The sequence below is a fragment of the Pseudomonas wadenswilerensis genome (assembly GCF_024749185.1).
Lineage (GTDB): Bacteria > Pseudomonadota > Gammaproteobacteria > Pseudomonadales > Pseudomonadaceae > Aquipseudomonas > Aquipseudomonas wadenswilerensis.
Window position 1 is genome coordinate 4084959 of record NZ_CP087191.1, and the last position, 26186, is coordinate 4111144.

Here is a 26186-nt window from a genome sequence, read left to right on the forward strand (position 1 = left end):
ATCCTACTGCACCCGAGGGCTACCCTAGGGGCCGAATCCCTTGTCGGCTCTATTGCGTTTCATGCGAAAACTTCTGTTGAGCGCCCTGGCGCTGGTTGTCATTGCCGCCCTGAGTGGCTACGGGTTCTGGACCGAACAGCGCCCGGCCGGGCACTACCTGTCGGACCTGCGCATCGAGCTGGCCCTGAGCGAAGGCGTGCCGGCCGATCACGGCAACCTGCTGGGCGTCGAGCCGCAACTGTTCCCCGGTGACTACCAGAGCCTGCAGCGCCTGCATCGCAAGCTGGCCGCCTACCTTGAACATGCCCGCGCCCAGGGCCTGATCAACGCCAAGACCATCGTCATCCTGCCGGAACACATCGGCACCTGGCTGTGGGCCCGTGGCGAGAAAAACGAGCTGTACCAGGTCACTGAGCGCCGCGAAGCCCTGCAGTGGCTGGAGCTGAGCAACCCGCTGCGTTATGGCCTGGCCATGCTTGGCGCCGAAGGTGACGACCGCCGCGCCGATGCCCACCTGCGAATGAAGGCCGGGCAGATGGCCGAGGACTACCAGCAGCTATTCGGCGGCCTGGCCAAGGAGTTCGGCGTGACCCTGGTGGCGGGTTCCATCGTGTTACCTGAACCCTATGTCGAGCGCGGCACCCTGCGGATCGGCTCCGGCGCCCTGTACAACGCCAGCCTGGTATTTGCCAGCGATGGTTCGGTACTCGGCCAGCCACAACGCCAGCAGCACCCGGACAGTGAAGTGCGGCGCTTTATCAGCAGCGGCACCGACCAGCCGCCGCAAGTACTGCAAACCCCGGCCGGGCGTCTCGGCGTGTTGATCGGCAGCGACAGCTGGTACCCGAGCAACCAGCAGCAACTGGTCAACCAGTTCGCCCAGATCGTCGCCAACCCGGTGTTCCTCAGCGGCCACAACAGCTGGAACGCGCCATGGCGCGGCAACCGACATCAGCCGCTGGCCTCGTCGCTGGCGCTCAAGCCTGGTCAAGTGAGCGAACGCGACGCCTGGCAGCGCCTGACCCTGGACGCCAACGCCGCCAAGGTCAGCAGCATGAGCGTGTTCCTGCGCGGGCGCTTCTGGGACCAGGCCGCCGATGGCCAGGGCTTTGCCCAGCTCAACGGAGTGAACCTGGGCGGCACTGCCAGCCCGGGTGCGCGCCTGTTGAACGTCTGGCTGTAAGGCATGAACAGCCCGCGTGTGCGCCTGGGCGATCTGTCGGTCGGTTTTATCCAGCCGCTGAGCGAAACCCTGCAACAACGCGGGATCGATCCCGGGCCCCTGCTCACCCGCTACGGACTGGACCCGGTGCGCCTGGCTGAACCGGGCGCGCGCCTGTCGATCCCGCGCTATATGCACCTGGGCCATGCCGCCATCGAGCTGACCGGCGATCCGGCCCTCGGGCTGCACATGGGCCACATCAGCCGCCTCGGCCAGGCCGGCCTGGCCGGCGTCACCGCAGCGCAAGCGCCAACAGTCGGCGAAGCGGCGCGCACCTTGCTGCGCTTCGAGCCCCTGTATGCGGCCAACTACCGCGGGCACTCAAGCTTTCATGAGGACAGCGGCGGCGCCTGGCTGCGCTTCTACTCGATCAGCCCGTACAACGCCTACAACCGCTTTGTAGTGGATTCACTATTGGCCGGCTGGCTGGCGCAGTTGTCGAGCCTGGCAGGGGTGGTCCTGCTGGCGGAACGGGTCGAGATCGAGTTCGAGGCGCCCGCCTACGCCGCCCACTACCAGGCCTTGAGCAGCAACCCGGTACAGTTCGGCGCGCCCACCAACCAGCTGCGCCTGAGCCGCGCCAACCTTGCCCTGCGCAACCCGGCGCACTGCCCGAGCACCTGGCAGCACCTGCTGCAACTGTGTGAGGCGGAGCTTGAACAGCGCACGCGGATACGCAGCCTGGGCGAGCGCATCGCGCACCTGCTGGGGCCGTTGCTGAACGGTGGACGGGAACCGGATCTGGAGGAAGTGGCCAGGCATCTGCAACTGCCGACCTGGACCCTGCGGCGCAAGCTGGCCGAGGAAGGCACGCAGTTTCGCGCCATCCTCAACGATACCCGGCGCGACCTGGCCATGACCTACATCCGCGACACGGAGCTGGCCTTTGGCGAGATCGCCTATTTGCTCGGGTTTGCCTCGGCAGAGGCCTTTCAGCGCGCGTTCAAGCGCTGGAACGGTATCACTCCGGGGGAGTTTCGCCGCAGCCAGCGGCGTACCGGCTGATTACAGCTCGGTAGCGTCTTCGGCGGGCTCGACCGGGTCGAGCTCAATGGCGCGGTATTCGAGTAGTTCTTCTTGATAGTCGTCCATCATCTGCTCCGTCGTTTCACATTCATGTCATTGATTCGTCAACGAGCCTAAAGTGCCGTGATGAAAGAAAAATGACAATGACGCTTATCAAAACAACGTAGCAGGGACTGCTGAATTTACAGCGGCGCCTGCCCGCTGCTGCTGGCCGGTGCTGCCGGGGCGATGCTCGGGGTCGGCTCGGCCGGCGTGCTGCTGTCCTGGACGCTGATCGGCGCAGCTTCTGCCGGTGGCGGTACCGGCTTCGAGCCGTTGCTGTCGTCCACCACTGGCGCGGCGGGCGCCTCGGCAGCCGGGGCCGGCGCAGGTTCGCTGACCGGCACGGCAGACGCCGGAGCCGCTGGCGCAGGCGCTTCGGCCGGCGTGGGGGCCAGGGCGGCCGGTGGCGCTACCGGCGCAGTTTCCGGCACACCCAGCTCCACTGCCGGCTTGGCCGCAGGCTTGGGGTCGGCTTTTTTCTTGTTTTCCTTGGGCAGGAAGCTTTCGACCAGAGCGAAGTAACGCTCGTAGAACTTGGCCGACGTCACGGTCTCGCTGGCGACCTTGACCATCGAATCATCGCTGGAACCGATCGGCATCGACACCGAACCCAGCACACCCACGCCGAGGCTGGCCGAGGTGTTGGATTTTTTCAGCGCGTAGCGGTCCTGCAGGGCGTTGGCGAACATGGTCGAGCGCTGCTCGTCGCCGCTGTCAGGGGCGCAGACCACATTGAAGCTGATCTGCAGGTGAGAATCGCCGGTCTGCTGGAAGCTCTTGTTGCCATTGACCTGGCCAGCGTCGCTGCTGGTGATGATGTAGCCCTGGCTGAGCAAGGCACGGCGCGCCGCTTCGCAGGTACCGGCTTCACTCACCGGAAAGCTGCGCGAGAAGGTGCCCGAGTCGGCGAAATTCTCGTGTTCGTAGATGGCAGCTTTCTTCGAAGAACAGCCGGAAACACCCGCCAGCACAAGGGCCAGCCCGAGCGCACTGCAGACGGTTGACTTTGACATTGCAAATCCTGAGGAAAACGGTCGGTGCCTATTGTGCAACACATCGGCGGAATGCTGAAACCATAGCCTGCCAATCACCGCAGAAAATTCATGCAAGGCGCCAGTTACCGCCCCTGACGCCGGGGTTTGACCATTGGTCGATAAGCCCACAGCAACTTCGACCAAGCCCTACCTGTTGATCGGATCCATCCGACTATTGCCTGGCACATTCTACGGCTACGCTGGCAACTAGCCACCACCCCATCCATACAGGTCGACAGGAGTTACCTCGGTGAAAAACCTCTCCGTGAAAATCAAGCTGTTGCTCGGTTTTGCGCCCATCCTGGTGTTGATGGCGCTGCTGGCCATTACCGCCACCAACAGCCTGAACACCCTGACCCAACGGGCCGACCGCCTGGTGTCGGTCAATTACATCCTCGACAACCTCAATGAAATGCGCGCCGCCCAACTGAGCTTCGAGCAACGGCGCGACGCCACCTTCGCCAGCCAGCTGACCAAGGCCCATCAACAGGCCACACAGTTGGTCGAGGAAAACCTCGCCGCGTTGCCCGATGCCGATTCGCAGCGCTTGCTCACAGCCACTGGCGACGACCTCAAGCAATACCTGGAGCAGTTCGAACAACTGAAAGCGGCCACCGGAGGCACCCTGCTGCAGACCAAGCTGCACGACCAACTGCTGGAAAACGTCCATCGGGGCCTTGAAGCGATCAACCAGCTGATCACCCTGCAAAACCAGAAGAGCACCGAGGAGTCGAGCAACAGCCGCAGCTTGATGCTCAGCCTGCTGTTCGCCGCCCTGGTGCTGGGCGTGCTGATCAGCGCGCTGATCATCCGTCAGGTCACCCAACCGCTGCGCCAGGCCGTGGAAATTGCCCGGCGCATTGGCGAAGGCGACCTGACCAACACCGCCAGCGAACCCCGCCGCGACGAGTTCGGCCAGTTGTTGCAAGCCCTGGCGCAAAGCGGCAACAACCTGCGGGAAATGCTCGGCCAGGCCGGGCATGTCACCCGCCAGCTGTCGACCGCCGCCGAAGAGCTGTCGACCATCACCGAACAGACCAGCGCCGGCATCACCAGCCAGAAGGTCGAGACCGACCAGGTGGCCACGGCGATGAGCGAGATGGTCGCTACCGTGCAGGAAGTCGCGCGCAATGCCGAAGAAGCCAGCGAAGCCACGCGCCAGGCCGACAGCCAGGCCAAACAGGGCAATCGCGTGGTGCAACAGGCCCTGAGCCAGATTGGCCAGTTGGCCGATGACATCGGCAACTCGGCCAGTGCGGTCAGTCAGTTGTCGGAAGAAAGCGAGCGTATCGGCACGGTAATGACGGTGATCAACGCCATTGCCGAGCAGACCAACCTGCTGGCCCTCAACGCCGCCATTGAAGCAGCGCGCGCTGGCGAGGCCGGCCGCGGTTTTGCCGTGGTGGCCGACGAGGTACGCGGGCTGGCCCAGCGTACCCAGCAGTCGACAGCGCAGATCGAGACGCTGATCGTGTCCTTGCAACAGGGCGCGCAGAAGGCTGCCGAAATGATGCACGCCAACCAGCAGCAGGTCGGCGGCACGGTAGCATTGGCCAATCAGGCCGGTATCGAACTGCAGGCCATCACCCAGACCGTGACCAGCATCCAGAGCATGAACCTGCAGATCGCCACCGCTGCCGAACAGCAAAGCAGCGTCGCCGAATCGATCAACCGCAGCGTGCTCAGCGTGCGTGACGTGGCTGAACAGTCGTCAACCGCTTCGCAGCAGACCGCGGCCTCGTCGGTGGAGCTGGCGCGCCTGGGCAGCGAACTGCAACAGCTGGTGGCGCGCTTCAGGGTTTGACGGCCAGATCAGCCGAACAGACCGCCGTCATCGCTATCGATAACGATCGACGACAGGCTCACATGCCGCGGCCGGGTCACGGCAAACAGCACGGCCTCGACCACGTCACGGTTGGTGCCGCGCTCGCCCTTCCGGCGCTGGGCGGCCGCCTCCCAGGCAGGTTCGGTCGGGGAGATATCGTCCAGGTAGGGCGGGTGCACGCACAGCGAACGGATCGGCGTGCCGGCCAGTTGTTGACGCAAGCCCTCGGCCAAGGCTCGCTGGGCGTGCTTGGCGGCGTAGAACGGCACTGAGACGCTCTGCAAGGCGGCATTGGGCAAGGCGCTGATCGAGCCTATGGTGACGATGTCCGGGCGCTGGGAACGGCGCAGGGAAGGCAGCAGGCCCTGGGTGAAGAGGAAGGTGCCGGTGACCGCGGCGTTGATCACGCCGTGGACGTCCTCAGGCGAGTAGCCCTGCTCGTTCTGTTCCAGCCACATGGCACCGTTGTTGATCAGCAGGTCGACGGTGGGGAAGCGCTGGCTGATGGTTTGCGTCGCGCGGGTTACGCTGGCGCTGTCGGCCAGGTCGACCTGGACAGTGATCGGCAGTTGGCCTGTGCGGGTTTCGATGGTGGCGGCGACGTGTGCCAGGGCCGCTTCATTGCGGCCACAGAGCACCACTTTGCAACCGGCGTCAGCCAGGGAGATGGCCAGGGCTGCACCCAGGCCGCGTCCGGCGCCGGTGATCACCGCGATCGAGTCTTGAAGATTGTTCATCCTGAACCTCAGTGGAAGACTGGAGGCTCTAGCATAGCGGTTGTGAGGACTGGATGTAGACCAAGTAGGCCTCATCGCTGGCAAGGCCAGCTCCCACAAGTTTTGTGTACACCGCGCTCCTGTGGGAGCCGGCCTTGCCGGCGATGGCCACACCACAGTGCCGAAATTCAGGCACAAAAAAAGCGACCCGCAGGTCGCTTTCTTTGTTACTTCGATATGGCGCAGCGGACGGGACTCGAACCCGCGACCCCCGGCGTGACAGGCCGGTATTCTAACCGACTGAACTACCGCTGCGTGTCGTGCTCACCCGGGCTGCGCAAAGGCTGCAAATCCCGGGCACAAAAAAAGCAACCTCAGGTCGCTCTCTTTGTTGCTTCGAGGAGTTCAAGGGCCTCGAGGCGAAGATGGCGCAGCGGACGGGACTCGAACCCGCGACCCCCGGCGTGACAGGCCGGTATTCTAACCGACTGAACTACCGCTGCGTATCGTACAGGCTTACGCCCGCTTGAAACTGGGATCTGGCTTCAAGGCTATTCAGCCTTGGAACCTCAAACCGGTCGTTGACCGATCTGGAGAATAGTGGCGCAGCGGACGGGACTCGAACCCGCGACCCCCGGCGTGACAGGCCGGTATTCTAACCGACTGAACTACCGCTGCGCATATGGACTTGCGTCCGGTTCCTCTCTGGTAACACCTTCTTGCGAAAGTGTCGGGTCAGGAACATCTCAGGAAGTGGTGGGTGATGACGGGATCGAACCGCCGACCCTCTGCTTGTAAGGCAGATGCTCTCCCGGCTGAGCTAATCACCCGTGTGCTTCGCTGAGGTGGCGAAATTTACGCAGGTATCGAACCTAAGTCAATAGCCTGATTGAAGTTTTTTTCACTGAGGTGAAAAAAACAGCTTCAAGCTTCAAGCTGCAAGCCACAAGAAAAAGCAAAATCAAAAGCACATTGCGGACATCTTGCCGCTACCGATAGATCATCTTCTTGGTCATGCCACCGTCGACCACAAATTCCTGGCCGGTGACGAAGCCGGCATTGCGCGACAGCAACCAGGCCACCATCGCCGCCACGTCTTCCACCGTCCCTACCCTGCCCGCCGGATGCTGGGCATGGTCGGCTTCGGTCAGGGGCTCGGCACGGCGCTGGGCGGGATCACGGGCATCGATCCAGCCGGGGCTTACCGCATTGACGCGAATCTCCGGGCCCAGGCTCATGGCCAGGGCATGGGTCAGGGCCAGCAGCCCGCCCTTGCTCGCGGCATAGGCCTCGGTGTCGGGTTCCGATTGCCCGGCGCGGGTCGACGCCAGGTTGACGATCGCCCCGCAATGGGCGCGCAGGTACGGCGCACAGTGCTTGGCCAGCAGCATCGGGCCACCGAGGTTGACCGCCAGCACCCGGTTCCAGTGCGCCAGGCTCAGGCTTTCGAGGGTGGTGTTGTGCGGGTCGGCAATCGCCGCGTTGCACACCAGGGCGTCGAGCCGGCCAAACTGGCCCAGCACTTGGGCCACGCCGGTCATCACCTGGGCTTCGTCGGCGACATCCATGCCGACGAACCAGGCGTTGTCGCCAAGCACCTTGGCGACTTTCGCGCCACGGGCACGGTCGAGGTCAGTGAGCACCACCTGCCAGCCTTCACTGATCAGCCAGGCGGCAATGCCCAGGCCAATGCCCCGCGCCGCCCCGGTGACCAGGGCGACGCGGCCGTTATGGCTGCTGTCGCCCACCGACCAGTCGATCACAGCGCCGCCAGCCCGCGGGCCAGATCGGCCTTGAGGTCAGCGACGTCTTCCAGGCCCACGGCAACCCGGATCAGGCTGTCGCGAATGCCGGCAGCCTCACGCTCCTGCGGCGACAGACGGCCGTGGGAAGTGGTGCCCGGGTGGGTGATGGTGGTCTTGCTGTCACCCAGGTTGGCGGTGATCGAAATCAGCCGGGTGGCGTCGATGAAGCGCCAGGCGCCCTCTTTGCCGCCCTTGACCTCGAAGCTCACCACCGCGCCGAAGCCGCTCATCTGCTGCTTGGCCAGCTCATGCTGCGGATGGCTCTGCAGGCCCGCGTAATGGACCTTGTCGATGCCGTCCTGCTGCTCCAGCCATTCGGCCAGGGCCTGGGCGTTGGCGCAGTGGGCGCGCATGCGCAGGTTGAGGGTCTCCAGGCCCTTGAGGAAGATCCAGGCGTTGAACGGGCTCAGCGACGGCCCGGCGGTGCGCAGAAAGCCCACCACTTCCTTCATCTGCTCGCTGCGCCCGGCAACCACGCCGCCCATGCAACGACCCTGGCCGTCGATGAACTTGGTCGCCGAGTGCACGACAATGTCGGCGCCCAGCTTCAGCGGCTGCTGCAAGGCCGGGGTGCTGAAACAGTTGTCGACCACCAGTTGCGCGCCCTTGGCATGGGCGATCTCGGCCAGGGCGGCGATATCCACCAGCTCGGCCAAGGGGTTTGAGGGCGATTCGACGAACAGCAGCTTGGTGTTGGCCTTGATCGCCTGGTCCCAGGCGGCCAGATCGGTCAGCGGCACGTAGTCGACCTGCACGCCGAAGCGCTTGAAGTACTTCTCGAACAGGCTGATGGTCGAACCGAAGACGCTCTGCGAGACCAGCACATGGTCACCAGCGCTGCACAGGGCCATGACGGTCGAGAGGATCGCCGACATGCCGGTGGAGGTGGCCACCGCCTGCTCGGCGCCTTCGAGGGCGGCGATGCGCTCTTCGAACGCGCGTACGGTCGGGTTGGTGTAGCGTGAATAGACGTTGCCTGGAACCTCGCCGGCGAACCGCGCGGCGGCATCGGCCGCCGTGCGGAACACGTAGCTGGAGGTGAAGAACAGCGGGTCGCTGTGCTCACCTTCCGGCGTGCGATGCTGGCCGGCGCGTACCGCCAGCGTGTCGAAAGCGACCCCTTCGAGGTCGCTGTCCAGGCGCCCGGCATCCCATTCCTGTGTCATGCCGCTGCTCCTAACTTAGTTGTTGTAGAGGTCGATGATCGCGCTGACCGCCTGGTTCTTGACCTTGGAGGCGTCGTTGCGCGCCTGCTCGATCTTGTCCAGGTAGGCTTCGTCGATGTCGCCGGTGACGTACTTGCCGTCGAACACCGCGCAATCGAAATGCTCGATCTTGATCTTGCCACCGCCGACCGCTTCGATCAGGTCCGGCAGGTCCTGGTAGACCAGCCAGTCGGCGCCGATCAGTTCGGCGACATCCTGGGTGCTGCGGTTGTGCGCGATCAGCTCGTGGGCACTCGGCATGTCGATGCCGTAGACGTTAGGGAAGCGTACCGCCGGGGCGGCGGAGCAGAAGTAGACGTTTTTCGCGCCGGCTTCGCGGGCCATCTGGATGATCTGCTTGCAGGTGGTGCCGCGCACGATCGAGTCGTCCACCAGCATCACGTTCTTGCCGCGGAACTCCAGTTCGATGGCGTTGAGCTTCTGGCGTACTGATTTCTTGCGCGCGGCCTGGCCGGGCATGATGAAGGTACGGCCGATGTAGCGGTTCTTGACGAAGCCTTCGCGGAACTTGACGCCCAGGTGGTTGGCCAGTTCCAGCGCCGCGGTGCGGCTGGTGTCGGGAATCGGGATAACCACGTCGATGTCGTGGTCCGGACGCTCGCGCAGGATCTTCTCGGCCAGCTTCTCGCCCATGCGCAGGCGCGCCTTGTACACCGAGACGCCGTCGATGATCGAGTCAGGACGGGCCAGGTAGACGTGCTCGAAGATGCACGGCGACAACTGCGGGTTGGTCGCGCACTGACGGGTGTGCAGCTTGCCCTCTTCAGTGATGTACACCGCTTCGCCCGGCGCCAGGTCACGGATCAGGGTGAAGCCCAGCACGTCCAGCGAAACGCTTTCGGAGGCGATCATGTACTCGACGCCTTCGTCGGTGTGACGCTGGCCGAAGACGATCGGACGGATGCCGTTGGGGTCACGGAAACCAACAATGCCGTAGCCGGTGATCATCGCCACCACCGCGTAACCGCCGACGCAACGGTTGTGCACGTCGGTGACTGCGGCGAACACGTCTTCTTCGGTCGGTTGCAGCTTGCCACGCACCGCCAGCTCATGGGCGAAGACGTTGAGCAGCACTTCCGAGTCGGAGTTGGTATTGACGTGGCGCAGGTCGGACTCGTAGATCTCCTTGGCCAACTGTTCGACGTTGGTCAGGTTGCCGTTGTGCGCCAGGGTGATGCCGTAGGGCGAGTTGACGTAGAACGGCTGGGCCTCGGCCGAGGTCGAGCTGCCCGCAGTCGGGTAGCGCACGTGGCCAATACCCATGTGACCGACCAGGCGCTGCATATGCCGCTGCTGGAAGACGTCACGGACCAGGCCGTTGTCCTTGCGCAGGAATAACCGGCCATCATGGCTGGTCACAATACCGGCAGCGTCCTGGCCGCGGTGCTGGAGGACGGTTAGCGCGTCATACAGCGCCTGATTGACGTTCGACTTACCGACGATACCGACGATGCCACACATGCGACGCAACCCCTACTTAATGAAACTGGACTGAACAGCGCTCAAGGCGTTTTGGGCCCAAGCAGCTGTTCCTGGAACGGGAGATCAGCCGGTGCGCTGATTCCGCTGGCTAGCCACTGACTGGTGAACCCCAGAATGAGGTTTTTCGACCAGTCAGCCACCAATAGAAATTGTGGCAGGAGGCGAGACTCCTGCCACCACTGATCCTGTTGTACCGGCCCCAGGCTCAACAGCCCGACGGCCACTACCACCAGCAAGGCCCCGCGGGCGGCGCCAAAGGCCATGCCCAGGAAGCGATCGGTCCCGGACAGCCCGGTGACGCGAATCAGCTCGCCGATGAGAAAATTGATCATGGCCCCCACCAGCAGGGTGGCGACGAAAAGAATGGCGCATCCGCCGATGACCCGGGCCGAAGGCGTCTGGATATAAGCTTCCAGGTACTGCGACAGCGAGCCACCGAACATCCAGGCCACGGCACCGGCGATGATCCAGGTAAGCAGCGACAAGGCCTCTTTGACAAAGCCGCGCTTGAGACTGATCAGCGAAGAAATGGCGATGATCGCGAGAATCGCCCAGTCGACCCAGGTAAATGCCACAGTGTTGCCTGCAAACGGATAAGGCGGCGCATTTTACCAGAGCAACGGGCTGTCGGTAAGCAGTGATTTACCGCCCGGTGCGGGCCGGGCGGCAAGGGTTCAGCTGCGCTCGGGCTGGAAGCGTACGACAAAGCCCTTGAGCTTCTGCTGGCGGTTGATCACATCACGCAGGCGCTCGGCCTCGGCGCGCTCGATCAACGGCCCGACATACACCCGGTTCATGCCTTCAGCCGAACGGATATAGGCGTTGTAGCCCTGGCTGCGCAGGGTTTTCTGCAGGTTGTCGGCACTGGCGCGATTGGACAGGCTGGCCATCTGGATCGACCAGCTGACCGGCAGGCCGTTGGCGTCGATCTTGCCCGCCGCTGGCTTGGCCGCGGTGGCGACCGTGGCTGCCGGTTTGACTTCCACCTTGGCTGGCGCCGGCGTGGCCGGTTTTGCGGCGACAGCCGGTGCAGCCGGCGCTGGCGTCGGCGCAGGCGTGGCACTTGGCGCCGGGGTAATCGGTGTGCTCGGCGCCTGCAGCGGTGCAGTGGACTGCTCGACGATCAGCGGTTCTTCAGGCAGTACCTGCGGTTCCGGGACTTGAACAGGTTCCACCTGCACTTGCGGCAGGGTCGGCGCGGCCGGTGCCTCGGGGGCTTCGACGCGCACCTGGCGCATTTCGTCTTCGCGGGAGAACAGCATCGGCAGGAAGATCACCGCCAGTGCCACCAGCACCAGCGCCCCGACCATGCGTTGCTTGACCACTTTATCCAGCAATGCCATTTGCCCCGTCCTCCGTGGCCTGCCGGTCGAGCCACTGCAAGGCTTCGCCGACACAGAAAAATGATCCGAACAGCAGGATTTCGTCATCTGCCGTTGCCTGCGCGCACTGCCCTTCCAGGGCAGCAGCGACACTGGCGTAAGACTGCACCACAGCGCCAAGGTTCGTCAGCGCCGCTTGCAGCTCGGCGACTGGCCGGCTGCGGGCGGTATCCAGCGGTGCCACGGCCCAGGCCTGAACCTGTTGCTGCAGCGGCTTGATCACACCCTCGAGGTCCTTGTCGGCGAGCAAACCGAACACCGCCAGGCGCTTGCCCTGCAGCGGCCGCGCGGCCAGGCGCTGAGCCAGGTACTCGGCAGCATGCGGGTTGTGCCCGACATCCATGAGGATAGTCAAAGGTTTGCCTTGCCAGGTGAAGGCCCGACGATCAAGGCGGCCGACTATGCGCGTGCTGCGCAGGGCCTCGGCGATTTGCCCGGCATCCCACGGCAGGTCGAGCAACAGATAGGCCTGCAGCGCAAGCGCGGCGTTTTCCATTGGCAGGTCGAGCAACGGCAAGTCCTGCAACTCGACCACCTCGCCGCGGGCATTGACCCCGCGCCATTGCCAGTACCGGTCGGTACTGGCCAGGTCGAAGTCGCGGCCGCGCAGGAACAGCGGGCTGTGCAGGGAACGGGCCTTGTCCAGCAACGGCTGTGGCGGATTGAGGTCGCCGCACAGGGCCGGCTTGCCCTCGCGGAAAATCCCGGCCTTCTCGAAAGCTACCAACTCGCGGGTATCACCCAGGTAGTCGCTATGGTCGACGCCGATGCTGGTGACCAGCGCCAGGTCGGCATCGACGATATTGACGGTATCCAGGCGCCCGCCCAGGCCGACTTCGAGCACTACGGCGTCCAGCGCCGCCTGCCTGAACAGCCAGAACGCCGCCAGGGTGCCGGCTTCGAAGTAGGTCAGGGAAATCTCGCCGCGGGCTGCCTCGACGGCAGCAAAGGCTTCGCACAGTTGCTCATCGCCAGCTTCAGCGCCGTTGATCTGCACCCGCTCGTTGTAACGCAGCAGGTGCGGCGAGCTGTAGACACCGACTTTGAGGCCCTGGGCGCGCAGCAACGCGGCCACGAAGGCACAGGTCGAACCCTTGCCATTGGTGCCGGTCACGGTGATTACCCGTGGCGCCGGCTGGCCCAGCCCGAGCCGCGCAGCGACCTGTTGCGAACGCTCCAGGCCCATGTCGATGGCCGTCGGATGCAACTGCTCGAGGTGGGCGAGCCAGTCGCCAAGGGTACGTTGGGTCATACGGTGGCAGGCGCCGGTGGAACGACGATCGGCTCGCTCACCGGAGCGACGAACGTCGGCGTCGGCAGGCCCATCATCTGTGCCAGCAAGTTGCCCAGGCGCTGACGCAGCTCCTGACGCGGGATGATCATGTCGATGGCGCCGTGCTCGAGGAGGAACTCGCTGCGCTGGAAGCCTTCTGGCAGTTTCTCGCGTACGGTCTGCTCGATCACGCGCGGGCCGGCGAAGCCGATCAGCGCCTTGGGCTCACCGACGATCACGTCGCCGAGCATCGCCAGGCTGGCGGAAACGCCGCCGTAGACCGGGTCGGTCAGTACCGAGATGAACGGGATGCCTTCCTCGCGCAGGCGCGCCAGTACCGCGGAGGTCTTGGCCATCTGCATCAGCGAGATCAGCGCTTCCTGCATGCGCGCACCACCGGAGGCCGAGAAGCAGACCATCGGGCAGCGGTTTTCCAGGGCATAGTTGGCCGCGCGGACGAAGCGCTCACCAACGATGGCGCCCATGGAACCACCCATGAAGGAGAATTCGAAGGCGCTGACCACGATCGGCATGCCCAGCAGGGTACCGCTCATGGAGATCAGCGCGTCTTTCTCGCCGGTCTGCTTCTGCGCGGCAGTCAGGCGGTCCTTGTACTTCTTGCCATCGCGGAACTTCAGGCGGTCGACCGGCTCCAGGTCGGCACCCAGCTCGGCGCGGCCTTCGGCATCGAGGAAGATGTCGATGCGTGCGCGAGCGCCAATACGCATGTGATGGTTGCACTTAGGGCAGACATCCAGGGTCTTTTCCAGCTCCGGACGATACAGCACGGCCTCGCAGGACGGGCACTTGTGCCACAGGCCTTCAGGGACCGAACTCTTCTTCACCTCGGAACGCATGATCGAAGGGATCAGTTTGTCTACTAACCAGTTGCTCATGCTTTCTTTCTCCAGTAACGGCGACCGACAGGTTATGGCTGCCAGCTCGCGCGTATGCCCTTGAGCTCAATTCGTGTATGACGCGATGATGGTCCGGCTCCGGCACCCGCCTGCAGCGAGCCACCCCGATACCGCACCATCGTCAACCTGTAAGGGCGACGCCTGTGGCGTCACCCGGTAATTTCGACCGGCCCATGGGCGCGATCCGGCAGCACCGGGCTGCGAAAGCTATGGACGATGGCGCGCGGCCAGCCGTCACATCCGCAGCATGCCGCGATTTCACGCCTGCTTGACCGCGCGGATAAAAGCCTCGATCCGCGCCGGGTCCTTGATGCCCTTGGCCTGCTCCACTCCCCCGCTGACGTCCACCGCGTAAGGTCGCACCTGCTGGATGGCTTGCGCCACGTTATCAGGCGACAGGCCGCCGGCGAGGATGATCGGCTTGCTCAGGTGCGCAGGCACCAGCGACCAGTCGAAGGCCTCGCCGGTACCGCCTGGCACGCCTGCCACGTAGGTATCGAGAAGAATGCCGCTGGCACCGCTGTACAGCTTGCAGCTGGCCTCCAGGTCGTCGCCCGGGCGCACCCGCAACGCCTTGATCCATGGGCGGTTGTGACCTGCGCATTCGGCAGGGGTTTCATCGCCATGGAACTGCAGCAGGTCCAGTGGCACCGCCTCGAGGATTTCCGTCAGCTCGCAACGGCTGGCATTGACGAACAGGCCTACGGTGGTGACGAACGGCGGCAGTGCGGCGATGATCGCCCGCGCCTGCCGCACATCGACCGCCCGCGGGCTTTTGGCATAGAACACCAGGCCGATGGCATCGGCGCCCGCCTCGGCTGCAGCCAGCGCATCCTCGATGCGGGTAATGCCGCAGATTTTGCTGCGAACGGCGCTCATGACCTGTGAACCTCAGCAGAAAGCGGAAAGTCCCGGATGTTAGCAAATGGCTTGCGGGCCGTCAGCCCGTCAATGTCTCGTAGCCGGTAACGAAGTGTGGGCCAATGTAACGTTCGGGCAGTTCGAACTCGTCGTGGTACTCGACCTGCACCAGGTACAGCCCGTACGGATGCGCGGTAACCCCGCCGGCGCGCCGCTCGCGACTCTCCAGCACTTCTTTGGCCCACTCGATCGGACGATCGCCGGTGCCGATGGTCATCAGCACGCCGGCGATGTTGCGCACCATGTGGTGAAGGAAGGCGCTGGCGCGGATATCCAGGACGATCATCTTGCCGTGGCGGGTGACGCGCAGGTGATGGAGGTTCTTGATCGGCGACTTGGCCTGGCACTGACCAGCGCGGAAGGCGCTGAAGTCGTGGGTGCCGACCAGGTACTCGGCAGCCAGGGCCATGCGTTCGGCATCCAGCGGCCGGTGGTTCCAGGTCACCTCTTCGCCCAGGTGCGCAGGGCGGATCTGGTCGTTGTAGATCACGTAGCGGTAACGCCGGGCAATGGCCTTGAAGCGTGCATGGAAGTGCGCGGGCATTTCCTTGGCCCAGGACACGCTGATGTCATGCGGCAGGTTGATATTGGCGCCCATGGTCCAGCCCTTCATGCTGCGTACCGCCTGGGTGTCGAAATGCACCACCTGGCCGCAGGCATGCACGCCAGCATCGGTGCGCCCGGCACAGTGCAGGCTGACCGGCGAATCGGCCACCCGCGACAAGGCTTCCTCCAGGGTTTGCTGCACGCTCGCCACACCACTGGCCTGGCGCTGCCAGCCGCGGTAGCGCGAGCCTTTGTATTCAACGCCCAGGGCGATACGAAAGAAGCCTTCGGCCGCCATTTCAGCAGCCGCGTTATCAATGATTTCCAAGGGGATACAGCCTGTCGGTTTAGCAGATGGCGGGAATTATAACGACAACGGCAGCCACTGGGGCTGCCGTCGGCCATGCAAGAACTGAACTCAGACCAGGCGCGAGAGCAACTCGTCGGCTTCCTGGCGCTGGACATCGCTGCCGTCCTTGCGCACTTCGTCGAGGATATCGCGGGCGCCGTCATGGTCGCCCATGTCGATATAGGCCCGGGCCAGGTCGAGCTTGGTGGCCACTTCGTCGGCGCCGCCGAGGTAATCGAAGTCATCGTCCAGATCGTCGCTGACAGCGGCGTCCGCTTCGGTGAAGTGCGGCTCGATCGACGGCTGCTCAAGGCTTTGCGACAGCTTGTCGAGCTCGGCGTTGACGTCATCGAGCTCCGAGGCAAAGTGTTTGTCGGCCTCCGAGTCGTCCAGCGACAGCGACAGGTCGAAGTCTTCCGGCAGGTCCAGCTCGCTCAGCGGGTCGAACTCCGGCATGGCTTCGTCAAAGGCAGCCAGCTCGGCGGCGACGTCGACGCTTTCGCTGCTGGGCTGTGGCACAGGCTCGTCACCCGCAACGTCGAGGTCAAAATCGGCCAGGTCGTCCAGGGCCTGTTCAGGCTGTGCCAGATGCTCTTCCAGCAGGGCATCGAAGTCCGGCTGATCGGTGCCGGTTTCGCTCGCGGCTTCTGCGGCTTGCGGCTCTGCAACGGCCAGCGAAGGCTCGTCGAGCAGTGGCGGCTCGTCCAGCTCCAGGCCTTGCAGGTCATCTTCCAGGCTCAGGTCGAAGGCACTGTCCAGGTCGTCTTCAGGCAAAGCCTCAAGGTCAGCCAGCGGCTCTTCTACCACCGCTTCAGGCTCAACGACCGGCTCAGCCTCGAGCACAGGCTCGACTTCAGCGACTGGCTCGGCAGACGGCTCGTCCTGCAGCAGCTCCTGGACGTACTGGGCATCCAGCTCAGCCGCCAGCGCCGCAGCACTGACGCCTGCCGCAGCGACGGCCAGCATGGCCGGGAAGCGGTTCTTCAGGGCTTCGACGTCGGCATGGTTCTGGCCGGTGGCAATCAGCTGACGCTCGTGGCCGACAAAGGCATCACGGTCGCCCTGGCGGGCATAGACTTCCATCAGCTTCAGACGCAGGTCGCTACGCTCCGGCGCTGCGGCAACCGCAGGCTCGAGCAGCTCTGCAGCGTGATTGAGGCGGCCACGGGCAATGCTCAGCTCCGCTTCGTCGAGCACGGCGTCGCCGGTCGGTGCTGCTGGGCTAGCCGCCGGAGCGACCAGTGGCGCAGCAATCGGGCCTTGCACCGGCTCGCTTGGTGCAGGCTCCGGAGTTACCGGCGCCGGTTCTTCAGCAGGCAATGCGGCAGCTGTCGCGGCAGCGGCAGACGCGGCGACCACCGCCGGCGCCAGGGTCACGCTCGGCGGCGCCACGTCCAGGCCTTCAAAGCTGCTTGGCGGCAGGTCCAGGTCCGGAGCGCGATCACTCTCTTCGGCCAGGGCCCGGGCCATGCGCAGGTGTTTTTCCGCTTCCTGGGCGGCCTTGCGCTTGCGTGCCAGCAACAGCAGCAGAAGCAACAGCACCAACACCGCAGAGCCGGCGATCAGCGCCAGCAACAACGGGTTGCCGAGCAGATCGTCGAGCATCTTGTTCGCGTCGGTCGGTGCCTGTTCGGCGGCCGCAGGCTGCGCCGGGTCAACCGGTGCGGTATCGACCGCGGCCGGGGCTGGCATGACCACAGGCTCGGCCGGTGCCGGGGCCGGCTGCAGTTCGGCGGAGAGGGCCGGTGGCTGGGCCGCGGGGGCTTCAGGGGCGACAGCGTCGGTGGCGCCCTGGGCTTCAAGCTTGGCCAACTGGTCGTTCTTCAGCGCGATCAGGCGCTGCAGCTTGTCCAGCTGGCTCTGCAGATCGGCCATGCGGCCTTTGAGCTCTTCGTTGTCACGACGGCTGGTGTCCAGGCTTTCCTGGGCCACGGCCAGCTTGTCGCTGAGCCCTTTGCTGCCCGCAGCGGCCTTGCTGCCGGGTGCGACCAGCTTGAGGTTGTCCTGGTTGGCGATGCGCGCCGGCGCCGCCTCGGTGCCGCTGCGTCGGGTGGCGTCGAGCTGGCGGGCACGCGGGCCCAGACGCCGGCCTTCGCGCCAGGCAGCGTACTGCTCGGCAACCTCGGTGACGGCCTGGGCCTGGGGAATACTGGCGATCTGCTGTTGATCAGGCAGACGCAGGACCTGGCCGGTTTTCAGCAGGTTGATGTTGCCGTTGATGAAGGCATCCGGGTTCAGCGCCTGGATGGCCAGCATGGTCTGCTGCACCGAGCCACCCTGACGGGCTTTCGAGGCGATTTCCCACAGGGTATCGCGACGCACGGTGGTGTAGTTGGCCGCCGTCACCGCAGGCGCAACGCCCGCCGGCGCCGGTTGCCCGGCCGGGGTGTTGAACTTGGCCGGATCGACCAGCACGCTGTAGTCGCGCAGCAGGCGCCCGCTCGGCCACATGACCTGAACCAGGAACTTGACCATCGGCGCCGGCAGCGGCTGGCTCGAAGTCACCCGCAACACGCTTTTGCCGTTGGGGTTGATCACCGTGGTGAAGGTCAGGTCATTGAGAAACGCCTGGCGCTCGACACCGGCCTTGGCGAACTCTTCGGGCGGCGCCAGGCTCGGCGCCACTTCGGCCGCCGTCAGATCGCGGACATCGAGCAGTTCGATCTCGGCATCCAGGGGCTGATTCTGCGCTGACTTCAAGGTCAGCTCGCCCAACCCGAGGGCATGCGCCATACCGGACGACAGCGCCGACGCCGCGGCTATTGCTAAGACCAGTTTGCGAATTCGAAGCATGACCTCTTCCTTTGAATGAACCTTCCCCGGCAACCGAGAGCAAGTGGGGCAAATTGTCGGCAAGTATCTTTTACACAAGGCCTTTTATCAACAATTGCGCCAGCTGTACCGCATTCAGGGCCGCGCCTTTGCGCACATTGTCGGTGGTCAGCCAGAGGTTGAGCTGCTCAGCCTCGTCGATTCCACCGCGTACCCGTCCAACATAGACCACGTCCTGACCCACTGCGTCACCCACCGGTGTCGGATAATCACCCTCCTCCACCAGTTCGATGCTGTCAGCGGCTTCCAGCGCAGCGTTGACCGCCGCCAGGTCGACCGGCGTGCGGCTTTGCACGGACACACTGTAGCTATCGCCGAAAAACACCGGGACTTGAACGCAGGTCACGGAAATCTTCAGTGAAGGCAAGCCAAGCACTTCGCGCAACTCGCTGACCAGGCGGCGCTCCAGGGTGCCATGGCCGTCGGCATCGCTGGCACCGACCTGAGCCAGCAGGTTGAAGGCCATCTGCCGGTCGAAGAAGCGCGGCTCCAGCGGGCGGGCGTTGAGCAGTTCGGCGGTCTGCCTGGCCAGCTCGTTGACCGCCTCGCGGCCCTGGGCGGAAACCGCCAGGCACGCGGTGACGTTGATGCGCTCAAGTTCCAGCAAGCCTTTGAGCGGCGCCAGGGTGACCGCCAGGGCAATCGCCGCGGCGCTCGGGCTGCTCACTTGCAGCGGCACCTTGAGGCCGTCGAGCACTGCCGGGTTGGCTTCCGGCACCACCGCTGGCGCCTGCTCGGCCGGCAGGCCGCCGGACAGGTCGATCACCGCACAATCGACTGCCTGGGCCCGCGGCGCGAAGCTGCGGGTCACCGCAGGGCCGGCGGCAAAGAAAGCCAGCTTGACCTTGCTGAAGTCGAAGCTGTCGACCTCGCGCACGCGCAGGCTCTTGCTGCGAAACATCACGCCGCTGCCCGCCGATTCGTTGCTGGCCAGCAGGTGCAGGGTGCCGACCGGGAAATCGCATTCATCCAGAATTTGTACAAGGGTTTCACCGACAGTACCGGTGGCACCGATGACGGCGATATCAATAGGCTGGCTCATGGGAAAATCCTCTGCTGGAACGGCGGGAGCGGCACTTTACTTGGATTTCGTCTTGCAGTCTTGTGCCTGCTGCTACTGGCGCTGCTTATGCAGCCCATCGCTGGCAAGCCAGCTCCCACAAGGGTCTGTACAAACCGAACCCTGTGGGAGCTGGCTTGCCAGCGATGCTTTGAGGGCCAACAAAAAAGCCCGTGCTGTTTCCAGCACGGGCTTCAGTTCAACGCTGCGTAGCGATCAACGCTCCAGCAGGATCCGCAGCATGCGCCGCAGCGGCTCGGCCGCGCCCCACAGCAGCTGGTCACCGACGGTGAAGGCGCCCAGGTACTGGGAACCCATGTTCAGCTTGCGCAGACGACCGACCGGGATGTTCAGGGTACCGGTGACGTTGGTCGGGCTCAGCTCCTGCATGCTGATTTCACGCTGGTTCGGCACCAGTTTCACCCAAGGGTTGTGCTGGCTGATCATGCCTTCGATGTCGGCGATCGGCACGTCCTTGTTCAGCTTGATGGTCAGCGCCTGGCTGTGGCAACGCATGGCGCCGATGCGCACGCAGATGCCGTCGACCGGGATCGGGCTCTTGAAGCGGCCGAGGATCTTGTTGGTCTCGGCCTGGGCCTTCCACTCTTCACGGCTCTGGCCGTTGGGCAGTTCCTTGTCGATCCACGGGATCAGGCTGCCGGCCAGCGGCACACCGAAGTTCTCGGTCGGGTAGGCTTCGCTGCGCATGGCCTCGGCGACCTTGCGGTCGATGTCGAGGATGGCGCTGGCCGGGTTGGCCAGGTCATCGGCGACGGCGGCGTGGGTGGCGCCCATCTGGCGGATCAGCTCACGCATGTTCTGCGCGCCGGCGCCGGAGGCGGCCTGGTAGGTCATGGCGCTCATCCACTCGACCAGACCGGCTTCGAACAGGCCGCCCAGGCCCATCAGCATCAGGCTGACGGTGCAGTTGCCGCCGATGTAGTTCTTGGTACCGGCATCGAGCTGCTGGTCGATGACCTTGCGGTTGACCGGGTCGAGGACGATGACCGCGTCATCCTGCATGCGCAGGCTGGAGGCGGCGTCGATCCAGTAGCCCTGCCAGCCGGCTTCGCGCAGCTTGGGGAAGACTTCGTTGGTGTAGTCGCCGCCCTGACAGGTCAGGATCACATCGAGGGTCTTGAGCTCTTCAATGCTGTAAGCGTCCTTGAGCGGAGCAATATCCTTGCCCACTGCCGGACCCTGGCCACCGACGTTGGAGGTGGTGAAGAACACCGGCTCGATAAGATCAAAATCCTGCTCTTCCAGCATCCGCTGCATGAGCACGGAACCGACCATACCGCGCCAACCGATCAGACCTACACGTTTCATCGCAACTACACCTTTGCTAAAAAGTGGGCCGCTGCTTCACAAGGAAAAACAGCAGCGGGCCCGAGAGATTACAGATTCCGCAGCGCTGCGACTACTGCGTCGCCCATTTCCTGCGTACCTACCTTGCTGCAACCGTGCGACCAGATGTCGCCGGTGCGCAGCCCCTGATCCAACACCAGGCTGACGGCCTTTTCAATGGCTTCGGCTGCCGCCTGCTGGTTGAAGCTGTAACGCAGCATCATCGACACCGAAAGTATGGTCGCCAGCGGGTTGGCAATGCCCTGGCCGGCGATGTCCGGTGCCGAGCCGTGGCAAGGCTCGTACATGCCCTTGTTGTCGGCATCCAGCGACGCTGATGGCAGCATGCCAATGGAGCCGGTGAGCATGGAAGCTTCATCCGACAGGATGTCGCCGAACATGTTGTCGGTGACCATCACGTCGAACTGCTTGGGCGCACGCACCAGTTGCATGGCGGCGTTGTCGACGTACATGTGGCTGAGCTCGACGTCCGGGTAATCCTTGGCCACTTCCTCGACGATCTCGCGCCACAGCTGGCTGGAGGCCAGGACGTTGGCCTTGTCGACCGAGCAGAGCTTCTTGCCGCGCACGCGGGCCATGTCGAAACCGACCCGGGCGATACGGCGGATTTCGCTCTCGCTGTATGGCAAGGTGTCGTAGGCCTGACGTTCGCCGCCTGCCAGCTCACGGGTGCCGCGTGGCGCGCCGAAGTAGATGCCGCCGGTCAGTTCGCGAACGATGAGGATATCCAGGCCGGCGACGATTTCCGGTTTCAGCGACGAAGCGTCGGCCAGTTGCGGGTAGAGGATCGCCGGGCGCAGGTTGGCGAACAGGCCCAGTTGCGAACGGATCTTCAGCAGGCCGCGCTCGGGGCGAATGTCGCGCTCGATCTTGTCCCATTTCGGCCCGCCAACGGCGCCGAGCAGCACGGCGTCGGCCTTGCGTGCACGTTCCAGGGTCTCGTCGGCCAGCGGCACGCCGTGCTTGTCGATGGCGGCGCCACCGATCACATCGTGCTCCAGGCTGAAGCCGAGCTGGAACTTGTCGTTGGCCAGTTCCAGAACCTTGACCGCCTCGGCCATGATTTCCGGACCAATGCCATCACCTGGAAGAATCAGAATCTGCTTGCTCATGCTTTCCTCTATTCAATTCAAGCGGCACGCCCTGTTGGCCTGCCGGAAAAAACCTAGCGTTCGGCCCAAAGCACCACGACATCGGTGCTGAACGAGCCGTCGGCTTCAATCTGGTAATACTGCCGTACTTCTTCGCCCATCGCCTGCTGCAATTGGCGGATGGCGCCGCGCATCACTTCGGGGGTGCGCATGCGCTCGACCCAGGAGCTGTACTCCAGGCGCAGGCGCTGGCGGCTGTGGCTGCGGGTGAAGAGGCCGGCTTCGCTGACCTGCTGCAGCCATTCGCTGGCCGAATAATCGCGCACATGGCTGGTGTCGCGCAGCACCTCGACGCTCTGCAGGTAGGTGTCGAGCAACGGGCTGCCCGGCGACATCACGTCGATGAAGGCCGCCACACCACCCGGCTTGAGCACCCGCTTCACCTCCCGAAGCGCCAGGCCCAGGTCGCTCCAGTGGTGCGCCGAGTAGCGGCTGAAGACGAAATCGAACGAAGCATCGGCGAACGGCAGCCGCTCGGCGGCGCCACGCTCGGTGACAATGTTCTCGAACCTGCGCTCGGCGGCAGCCGCGGCGACCACGTCGAGCATCTGCTGCGACAGGTCGTAGGCCACCACTTCACGCACCAGCGGGGCAACGTGGAAACTCACATGGCCGGCGCCACAGCCAAGGTCCAGCAGGCGTGCGCGGCCTTGCCCGGCAAGCTCTGCCTGCAACAAGGCAAATTCACTGCCCTGGGCATGCACGGCGCTGCTCAGGTAAGCGCTGGCCTGCTCGCCGAACTGGCGCTGGACGACGTCCTTATGGGTGGTGCTGGTCATCTGCATCTCCTTGGGCCTTATCGCTGGCAAGCCAGCTCCCACACAGGCTGAGCACCTGTGGGAGCCGGTCTTGCCGGCGATGGCGTCAGCCGGTTCACCGTATTAGTCAGACGTCACGAAATAACCAAGGCTGGCTAGCCCGATGCTTGGCTTCAAACGCGGCAATCGCCTCGCCATCCTGCAAAGTCAGGCCGATGTCATCCAGGCCGTTGAGCAGGCAGTGCTTGCGAAACGCGTCGATCTCGAAGCTCAGCACCTTGCCGTCAGGACGGGTCACGGTCTGCGCCTGCAAGTCCACGTTCAACTGGTAGCCAGGCTCGGCTTCGACCTGCTTGAACAGCTCATCGACCTCTTGCTCGCTGAGGATGATCGGCAACAAGCCGTTCTTGAAGCTGTTGTTGAAGAAGATGTCGGCATAGCTCGGCGCGATGATGCTGCGAAAGCCGTATTCTTCCAGGGCCCAGGGCGCATGCTCGCGGCTCGAACCGCAACCGAAGTTCTCACGGGCGAGCAATACACTGGCACCCTGGTAACGCGCATGGTTCAAGACAAAATCCGGGTTCTGCGGGCGCTTGCTGTTGTCCTGATACGGCTGGCCGACATCCAGGTAGCGCCACTCATCGAACAGGTTGGGGCCAAAGCCCGTGCGCTTGATCGACTTCAAAAACTGCTTGGGAATGATCTGGTCGGTGTCGACGTTGGCACGGTCCAATGGCGCGACAAGGCCGGTGTGCTGGGTAAAGGCTTTCATGCTGCGCTCCCTTGGATCAACTCACGTACATCGACAAAACGACCAGTAACGGCAGCGGCGGCGGCCATGGCCGGGCTCACCAGGTGGGTACGGCCACCGGCGCCCTGACGCCCTTCAAAGTTGCGGTTGGAGGTGGAGGCGCAATGCTCGCCACTCTCCAGGCGGTCGGGGTTCATCGCCAGGCACATCGAGCAACCCGGTTCACGCCACTCAAAGCCCGCTTCGAGGAAAATCTTGTCCAGGCCTTCTTTTTCGGCCTGGGCTTTGACCAGACCCGAGCCCGGCACCACGATCGCCTGTTTGATGGTCGCGGCAACCTTGCGGCCCTTGGCGATTTCGGCGGCGGCGCGCAGGTCTTCGATGCGCGAGTTGGTGCAGGAGCCGATGAACACCCGGTCAAGCTGGATGTCGGTGATCGCCTGGTTGGCGCTCAAGCCCATGTACTTCAAGGCGCGTTCGATGGAACCACGCTTGACCAGGTCGGCTTCGGCAGCCGGGTCCGGGACACGCTGGTCAACCGCCAGGACCATTTCCGGCGAAGTGCCCCAGCTGACCTGCGGCTTGATCTGCGCGGCGTCCAGCTCGATCACCGTGTCGAACACCGCATCGGCATCGGACACCAGGTCTTTCCAGGTTTCGACCGCTTGTGCCCACTGCTCGCCTTTCGGCGCGTAAGGGCGGCCCTTGACGTACTCGACGGTTTTTTCATCGGTGGCCACCAGGCCAACCCGGGCACCGGCTTCGATGGACATGTTGCAGATGGTCATGCGGCCTTCGACCGACAACTCGCGAATGGCGCTGCCAGCGAATTCCATGGCATGGCCGTTGCCGCCAGCGGTGCCGATCTTGCCGATCACGGCGAGGACGATGTCCTTGGCAGTGACGCCGAACGGCAGTTTGCCTTCGACGCGCACCAGCATGTTCTTCATCTTCTTGGCCACCAGGCACTGGGTAGCGAGCACGTGCTCTACCTCGGAGGTGCCGATACCGTGGGCCAGGGCGCCGAAGGCACCGTGGGTCGAGGTATGCGAGTCGCCGCAGACCACGGTCATGCCGGGCAAGGTCGCACCCTGCTCCGGGCCGATGACGTGGACGATGCCCTGACGCACGTCATTCATCTTGAATTCGACGATGCCATACTCGTCGCAGTTTTCATCGAGGGTCTGAACCTGCAAACGCGAGACCTGGTCGACAATGGCGTCGATACCGCCCTTGCGCTCCGGAGTGGTCGGCACGTTGTGATCAGGCGTGGCGATGTTGGCATCGATGCGCCAGGGTTTGCGATTGGCCAGGCGCAGGCCTTCGAAGGCTTGCGGCGACGTCACTTCGTGGATGATGTGACGGTCGATGTAGATCAGCGCCGAACCATCGTCGCGCTGCTTGACCAAATGCGAATCCCAGAGCTTGTCGTAAAGCGTTTTGCCGGCCATCAGACTGTTCCTCATCAGCGTCTTTCTATGCCAATAACCCCTTGGCTTGTACGGGCGATGCTATGCCGGTAGATTGAATAACTCAAATTCATAATTTTTATGCTTTGGATAACCAAAAGGAATTCGAGTAGTGGATCTGGCCAATCTCAATGCCTTTATTGCAATTGCCGAGACCGGCAGCTTTTCCGGGGCTGGCGAACGCCTGCACCTGACCCAACCTGCAATCAGCAAACGCATCGCCGGCCTTGAGCAGCAACTGGATGTGCGTCTGTTCGACCGCCTGGGCCGCGAGGTCAACCTGACCGAGGCCGGACGCGCCCTGCTGCCGCGTGCCTACCAGATCCTCAATGTACTGGACGACACCCGCCGGGCCCTGACCAACCTCACCGGTGAAGTCAGCGGGCGCCTGACCCTGGCCACCAGTCATCACATCGGCCTGCACCGCCTGCCGCCACTATTAAGGGCGTTTACCCGCCAGTACCCGGCCGTGGCCCTGGACATCCAGTTTCTCGATTCAGAAGTAGCCTACGAAGAAATCCTCCATGGCCGAGCGGAAATCGCCGTAATCACTCTGGCTCCGGAGCCGCATCATCTGGTGCGCGCCGTACCGGTGTGGGACGACCCCCTGGATTTCGTCGCCGCCCCCGAACACCCACTGGCACGCAAAGGCGCGGTCAGCCTGGCAGACATCGCCCACCATCCGGCGGTTTTCCCCGGCGGTAACACCTTCACACATCATATTGTTCAGCGCCTGTTCGAAGCCCAGGGCCTGACGCCGAACATCGCCATGAGCACCAACTATCTGGAAACCATCAAGATGATGGTCTCCATCGGCCTGGCATGGAGCGTGCTGCCACGTACTATGCTCGATGAGCAGGTTGCGCCCATCGACTTGCCGGGCATACAGCTGTCGCGCCAGCTAGGCTACATTCTGCACACCGAACGAACGCTGTCGAATGCCGCCAGGGCCTTTATGGCATTGCTCGACAGCCATGCAAGCCCCTTGAACCAATGAGGTAGCACCCGGGCAAACCTGCCCGCTCAAGGAC

Annotated in this window: 22 protein-coding genes and 4 tRNA genes; 4 read left to right on the forward strand and 22 right to left on the reverse strand. The window is 63.8% G+C overall.

Annotation, left to right across the window (positions count from 1 at the left end; all coding sequences use genetic code 11):
- Window positions 1-61: 61 nt before the first annotated feature.
- Window positions 62-1183, forward strand: coding sequence for a nitrilase-related carbon-nitrogen hydrolase (locus LOY45_RS18640; protein WP_258578157.1), 1122 nt, complete (start codon window positions 62-64; stop codon window positions 1181-1183).
- A gap of 3 nt (window positions 1184-1186) precedes the next feature.
- The gene (locus LOY45_RS18645; RefSeq protein ID WP_134061827.1) at window positions 1187-2227 is read left to right on the forward strand and encodes an AraC family transcriptional regulator; all 1041 of its coding nucleotides are present in this window, start codon (window positions 1187-1189) and stop codon (window positions 2225-2227) included.
- 203 nt (window positions 2228-2430) lie between these two features.
- Here LOY45_RS18645 and LOY45_RS18650 read toward each other — a convergent pair whose 3' ends face one another.
- A complete protein-coding gene (locus LOY45_RS18650; RefSeq protein WP_038994202.1) occupies window positions 2431-3303 on the reverse strand; it encodes a DUF2242 domain-containing protein in 873 nt (290 codons plus the stop codon).
- Between the two features lie 271 nt (window positions 3304-3574).
- On the opposite strand from LOY45_RS18650, the gene LOY45_RS18655 reads away from it, so the two are divergent.
- Window positions 3575-5128, forward strand: coding sequence for a methyl-accepting chemotaxis protein (locus LOY45_RS18655; RefSeq protein ID WP_258578158.1), 1554 nt, complete (start codon window positions 3575-3577; stop codon window positions 5126-5128).
- 8 nt (window positions 5129-5136) lie between these two features.
- Here the strand turns inward: LOY45_RS18655 and LOY45_RS18660 are convergent, their stop codons facing one another.
- The 21 genes from LOY45_RS18660 to leuC form a co-directional block, all read right to left on the reverse strand.
- Window positions 5137-5886, reverse strand: coding sequence for an SDR family oxidoreductase (locus LOY45_RS18660; protein WP_166675662.1), 750 nt, complete (start codon window positions 5884-5886; stop codon window positions 5137-5139).
- 217 nt (window positions 5887-6103) lie between these two features.
- A tRNA-Asp gene (locus LOY45_RS18665) sits at window positions 6104-6180 on the reverse strand.
- A 111-nt stretch (window positions 6181-6291) separates the two neighbouring features.
- Window positions 6292-6368, reverse strand: a tRNA-Asp gene (locus tag LOY45_RS18670).
- Window positions 6369-6466: 98 nt separating this feature from the next.
- Window positions 6467-6543, reverse strand: a tRNA-Asp gene (locus tag LOY45_RS18675).
- A gap of 76 nt (window positions 6544-6619) precedes the next feature.
- Window positions 6620-6695 (reverse strand) — tRNA-Val (locus LOY45_RS18680).
- Between the two features lie 159 nt (window positions 6696-6854).
- Window positions 6855-7613 (reverse strand): SDR family oxidoreductase, encoded by a 759-nt coding sequence (locus LOY45_RS18685; protein ID WP_177414847.1) that lies wholly within the window; start codon window positions 7611-7613, stop codon window positions 6855-6857.
- Window positions 7614-7624: 11 nt separating this feature from the next.
- Complete coding sequence (locus tag LOY45_RS18690; protein ID WP_095161624.1) at window positions 7625-8836, reverse strand: O-succinylhomoserine sulfhydrylase; 1212 nt, start codon at window positions 8834-8836, stop codon at window positions 7625-7627.
- 15 nt (window positions 8837-8851) lie between these two features.
- Entirely contained in the window at window positions 8852-10357 is a 1506-nt protein-coding gene (gene purF / locus LOY45_RS18695) for an amidophosphoribosyltransferase (RefSeq protein WP_115085991.1), read from the reverse strand.
- Window positions 10358-10398: 41 nt separating this feature from the next.
- Window positions 10399-10953 carry a CvpA family protein gene (locus tag LOY45_RS18700; RefSeq protein WP_036996463.1) on the reverse strand — a complete coding sequence of 185 codons (555 nt, stop codon included), beginning with the start codon at window positions 10951-10953 and terminating at the stop codon, window positions 10399-10401.
- A 99-nt stretch (window positions 10954-11052) separates the two neighbouring features.
- The gene (locus LOY45_RS18705; protein ID WP_115085990.1) at window positions 11053-11721 is read right to left on the reverse strand and encodes an SPOR domain-containing protein; all 669 of its coding nucleotides are present in this window, start codon (window positions 11719-11721) and stop codon (window positions 11053-11055) included.
- Complete coding sequence (gene folC / locus LOY45_RS18710) at window positions 11705-13012, reverse strand: bifunctional tetrahydrofolate synthase/dihydrofolate synthase (RefSeq protein ID WP_258578159.1); 1308 nt, start codon at window positions 13010-13012, stop codon at window positions 11705-11707. Before folC ends, LOY45_RS18705 begins: the two co-directional genes overlap by 17 nt.
- Window positions 13009-13929 (reverse strand): acetyl-CoA carboxylase, carboxyltransferase subunit beta, encoded by a 921-nt coding sequence (gene accD, locus LOY45_RS18715; protein WP_115085988.1) that lies wholly within the window; start codon window positions 13927-13929, stop codon window positions 13009-13011. Before accD ends, folC begins: the two co-directional genes overlap by 4 nt.
- A gap of 279 nt (window positions 13930-14208) precedes the next feature.
- A complete protein-coding gene (locus LOY45_RS18720) occupies window positions 14209-14829 on the reverse strand; it encodes a phosphoribosylanthranilate isomerase (RefSeq protein ID WP_115085987.1) in 621 nt (206 codons plus the stop codon).
- Between the two features lie 61 nt (window positions 14830-14890).
- Window positions 14891-15715 (reverse strand): tRNA pseudouridine(38-40) synthase TruA, encoded by an 825-nt coding sequence (gene truA / locus LOY45_RS18725; RefSeq protein WP_166675668.1) that lies wholly within the window; start codon window positions 15713-15715, stop codon window positions 14891-14893.
- Between the two features lie 120 nt (window positions 15716-15835).
- On the reverse strand, window positions 15836-18559 hold the full coding sequence (locus LOY45_RS18730) for a FimV/HubP family polar landmark protein (protein WP_258578160.1): 2724 nt from the start codon (window positions 18557-18559) through the stop codon (window positions 15836-15838).
- A gap of 70 nt (window positions 18560-18629) precedes the next feature.
- Window positions 18630-19640, reverse strand: coding sequence for an aspartate-semialdehyde dehydrogenase (locus tag LOY45_RS18735; RefSeq protein ID WP_258578161.1), 1011 nt, complete (start codon window positions 19638-19640; stop codon window positions 18630-18632).
- Window positions 19641-19874: 234 nt separating this feature from the next.
- A complete protein-coding gene (gene asd / locus LOY45_RS18740; RefSeq protein WP_010223256.1) occupies window positions 19875-20987 on the reverse strand; it encodes an aspartate-semialdehyde dehydrogenase in 1113 nt (370 codons plus the stop codon).
- 68 nt (window positions 20988-21055) lie between these two features.
- Window positions 21056-22138: a 3-isopropylmalate dehydrogenase gene (gene leuB, locus LOY45_RS18745; RefSeq protein WP_115085983.1), complete on the reverse strand. Its 1083-nt coding sequence runs from the start codon at window positions 22136-22138 to the stop codon at window positions 21056-21058.
- Window positions 22139-22191: 53 nt separating this feature from the next.
- A complete protein-coding gene (locus tag LOY45_RS18750; RefSeq protein ID WP_258578162.1) occupies window positions 22192-22956 on the reverse strand; it encodes a class I SAM-dependent methyltransferase in 765 nt (254 codons plus the stop codon).
- 106 nt (window positions 22957-23062) lie between these two features.
- The gene (gene leuD / locus LOY45_RS18755; RefSeq protein ID WP_115085981.1) at window positions 23063-23707 is read right to left on the reverse strand and encodes a 3-isopropylmalate dehydratase small subunit; all 645 of its coding nucleotides are present in this window, start codon (window positions 23705-23707) and stop codon (window positions 23063-23065) included.
- The gene (gene leuC, locus LOY45_RS18760) at window positions 23704-25137 is read right to left on the reverse strand and encodes a 3-isopropylmalate dehydratase large subunit (protein ID WP_115085980.1); all 1434 of its coding nucleotides are present in this window, start codon (window positions 25135-25137) and stop codon (window positions 23704-23706) included. Before leuC ends, leuD begins: the two co-directional genes overlap by 4 nt.
- 130 nt (window positions 25138-25267) lie before the next feature.
- On the opposite strand from leuC, the gene LOY45_RS18765 reads away from it, so the two are divergent.
- Window positions 25268-26152, forward strand: a complete 885-nt coding sequence (locus tag LOY45_RS18765; RefSeq protein ID WP_258578163.1) for a LysR family transcriptional regulator — start codon at window positions 25268-25270, stop codon at window positions 26150-26152.
- The last annotated feature ends 34 nt before the right edge of the window (window positions 26153-26186 follow it).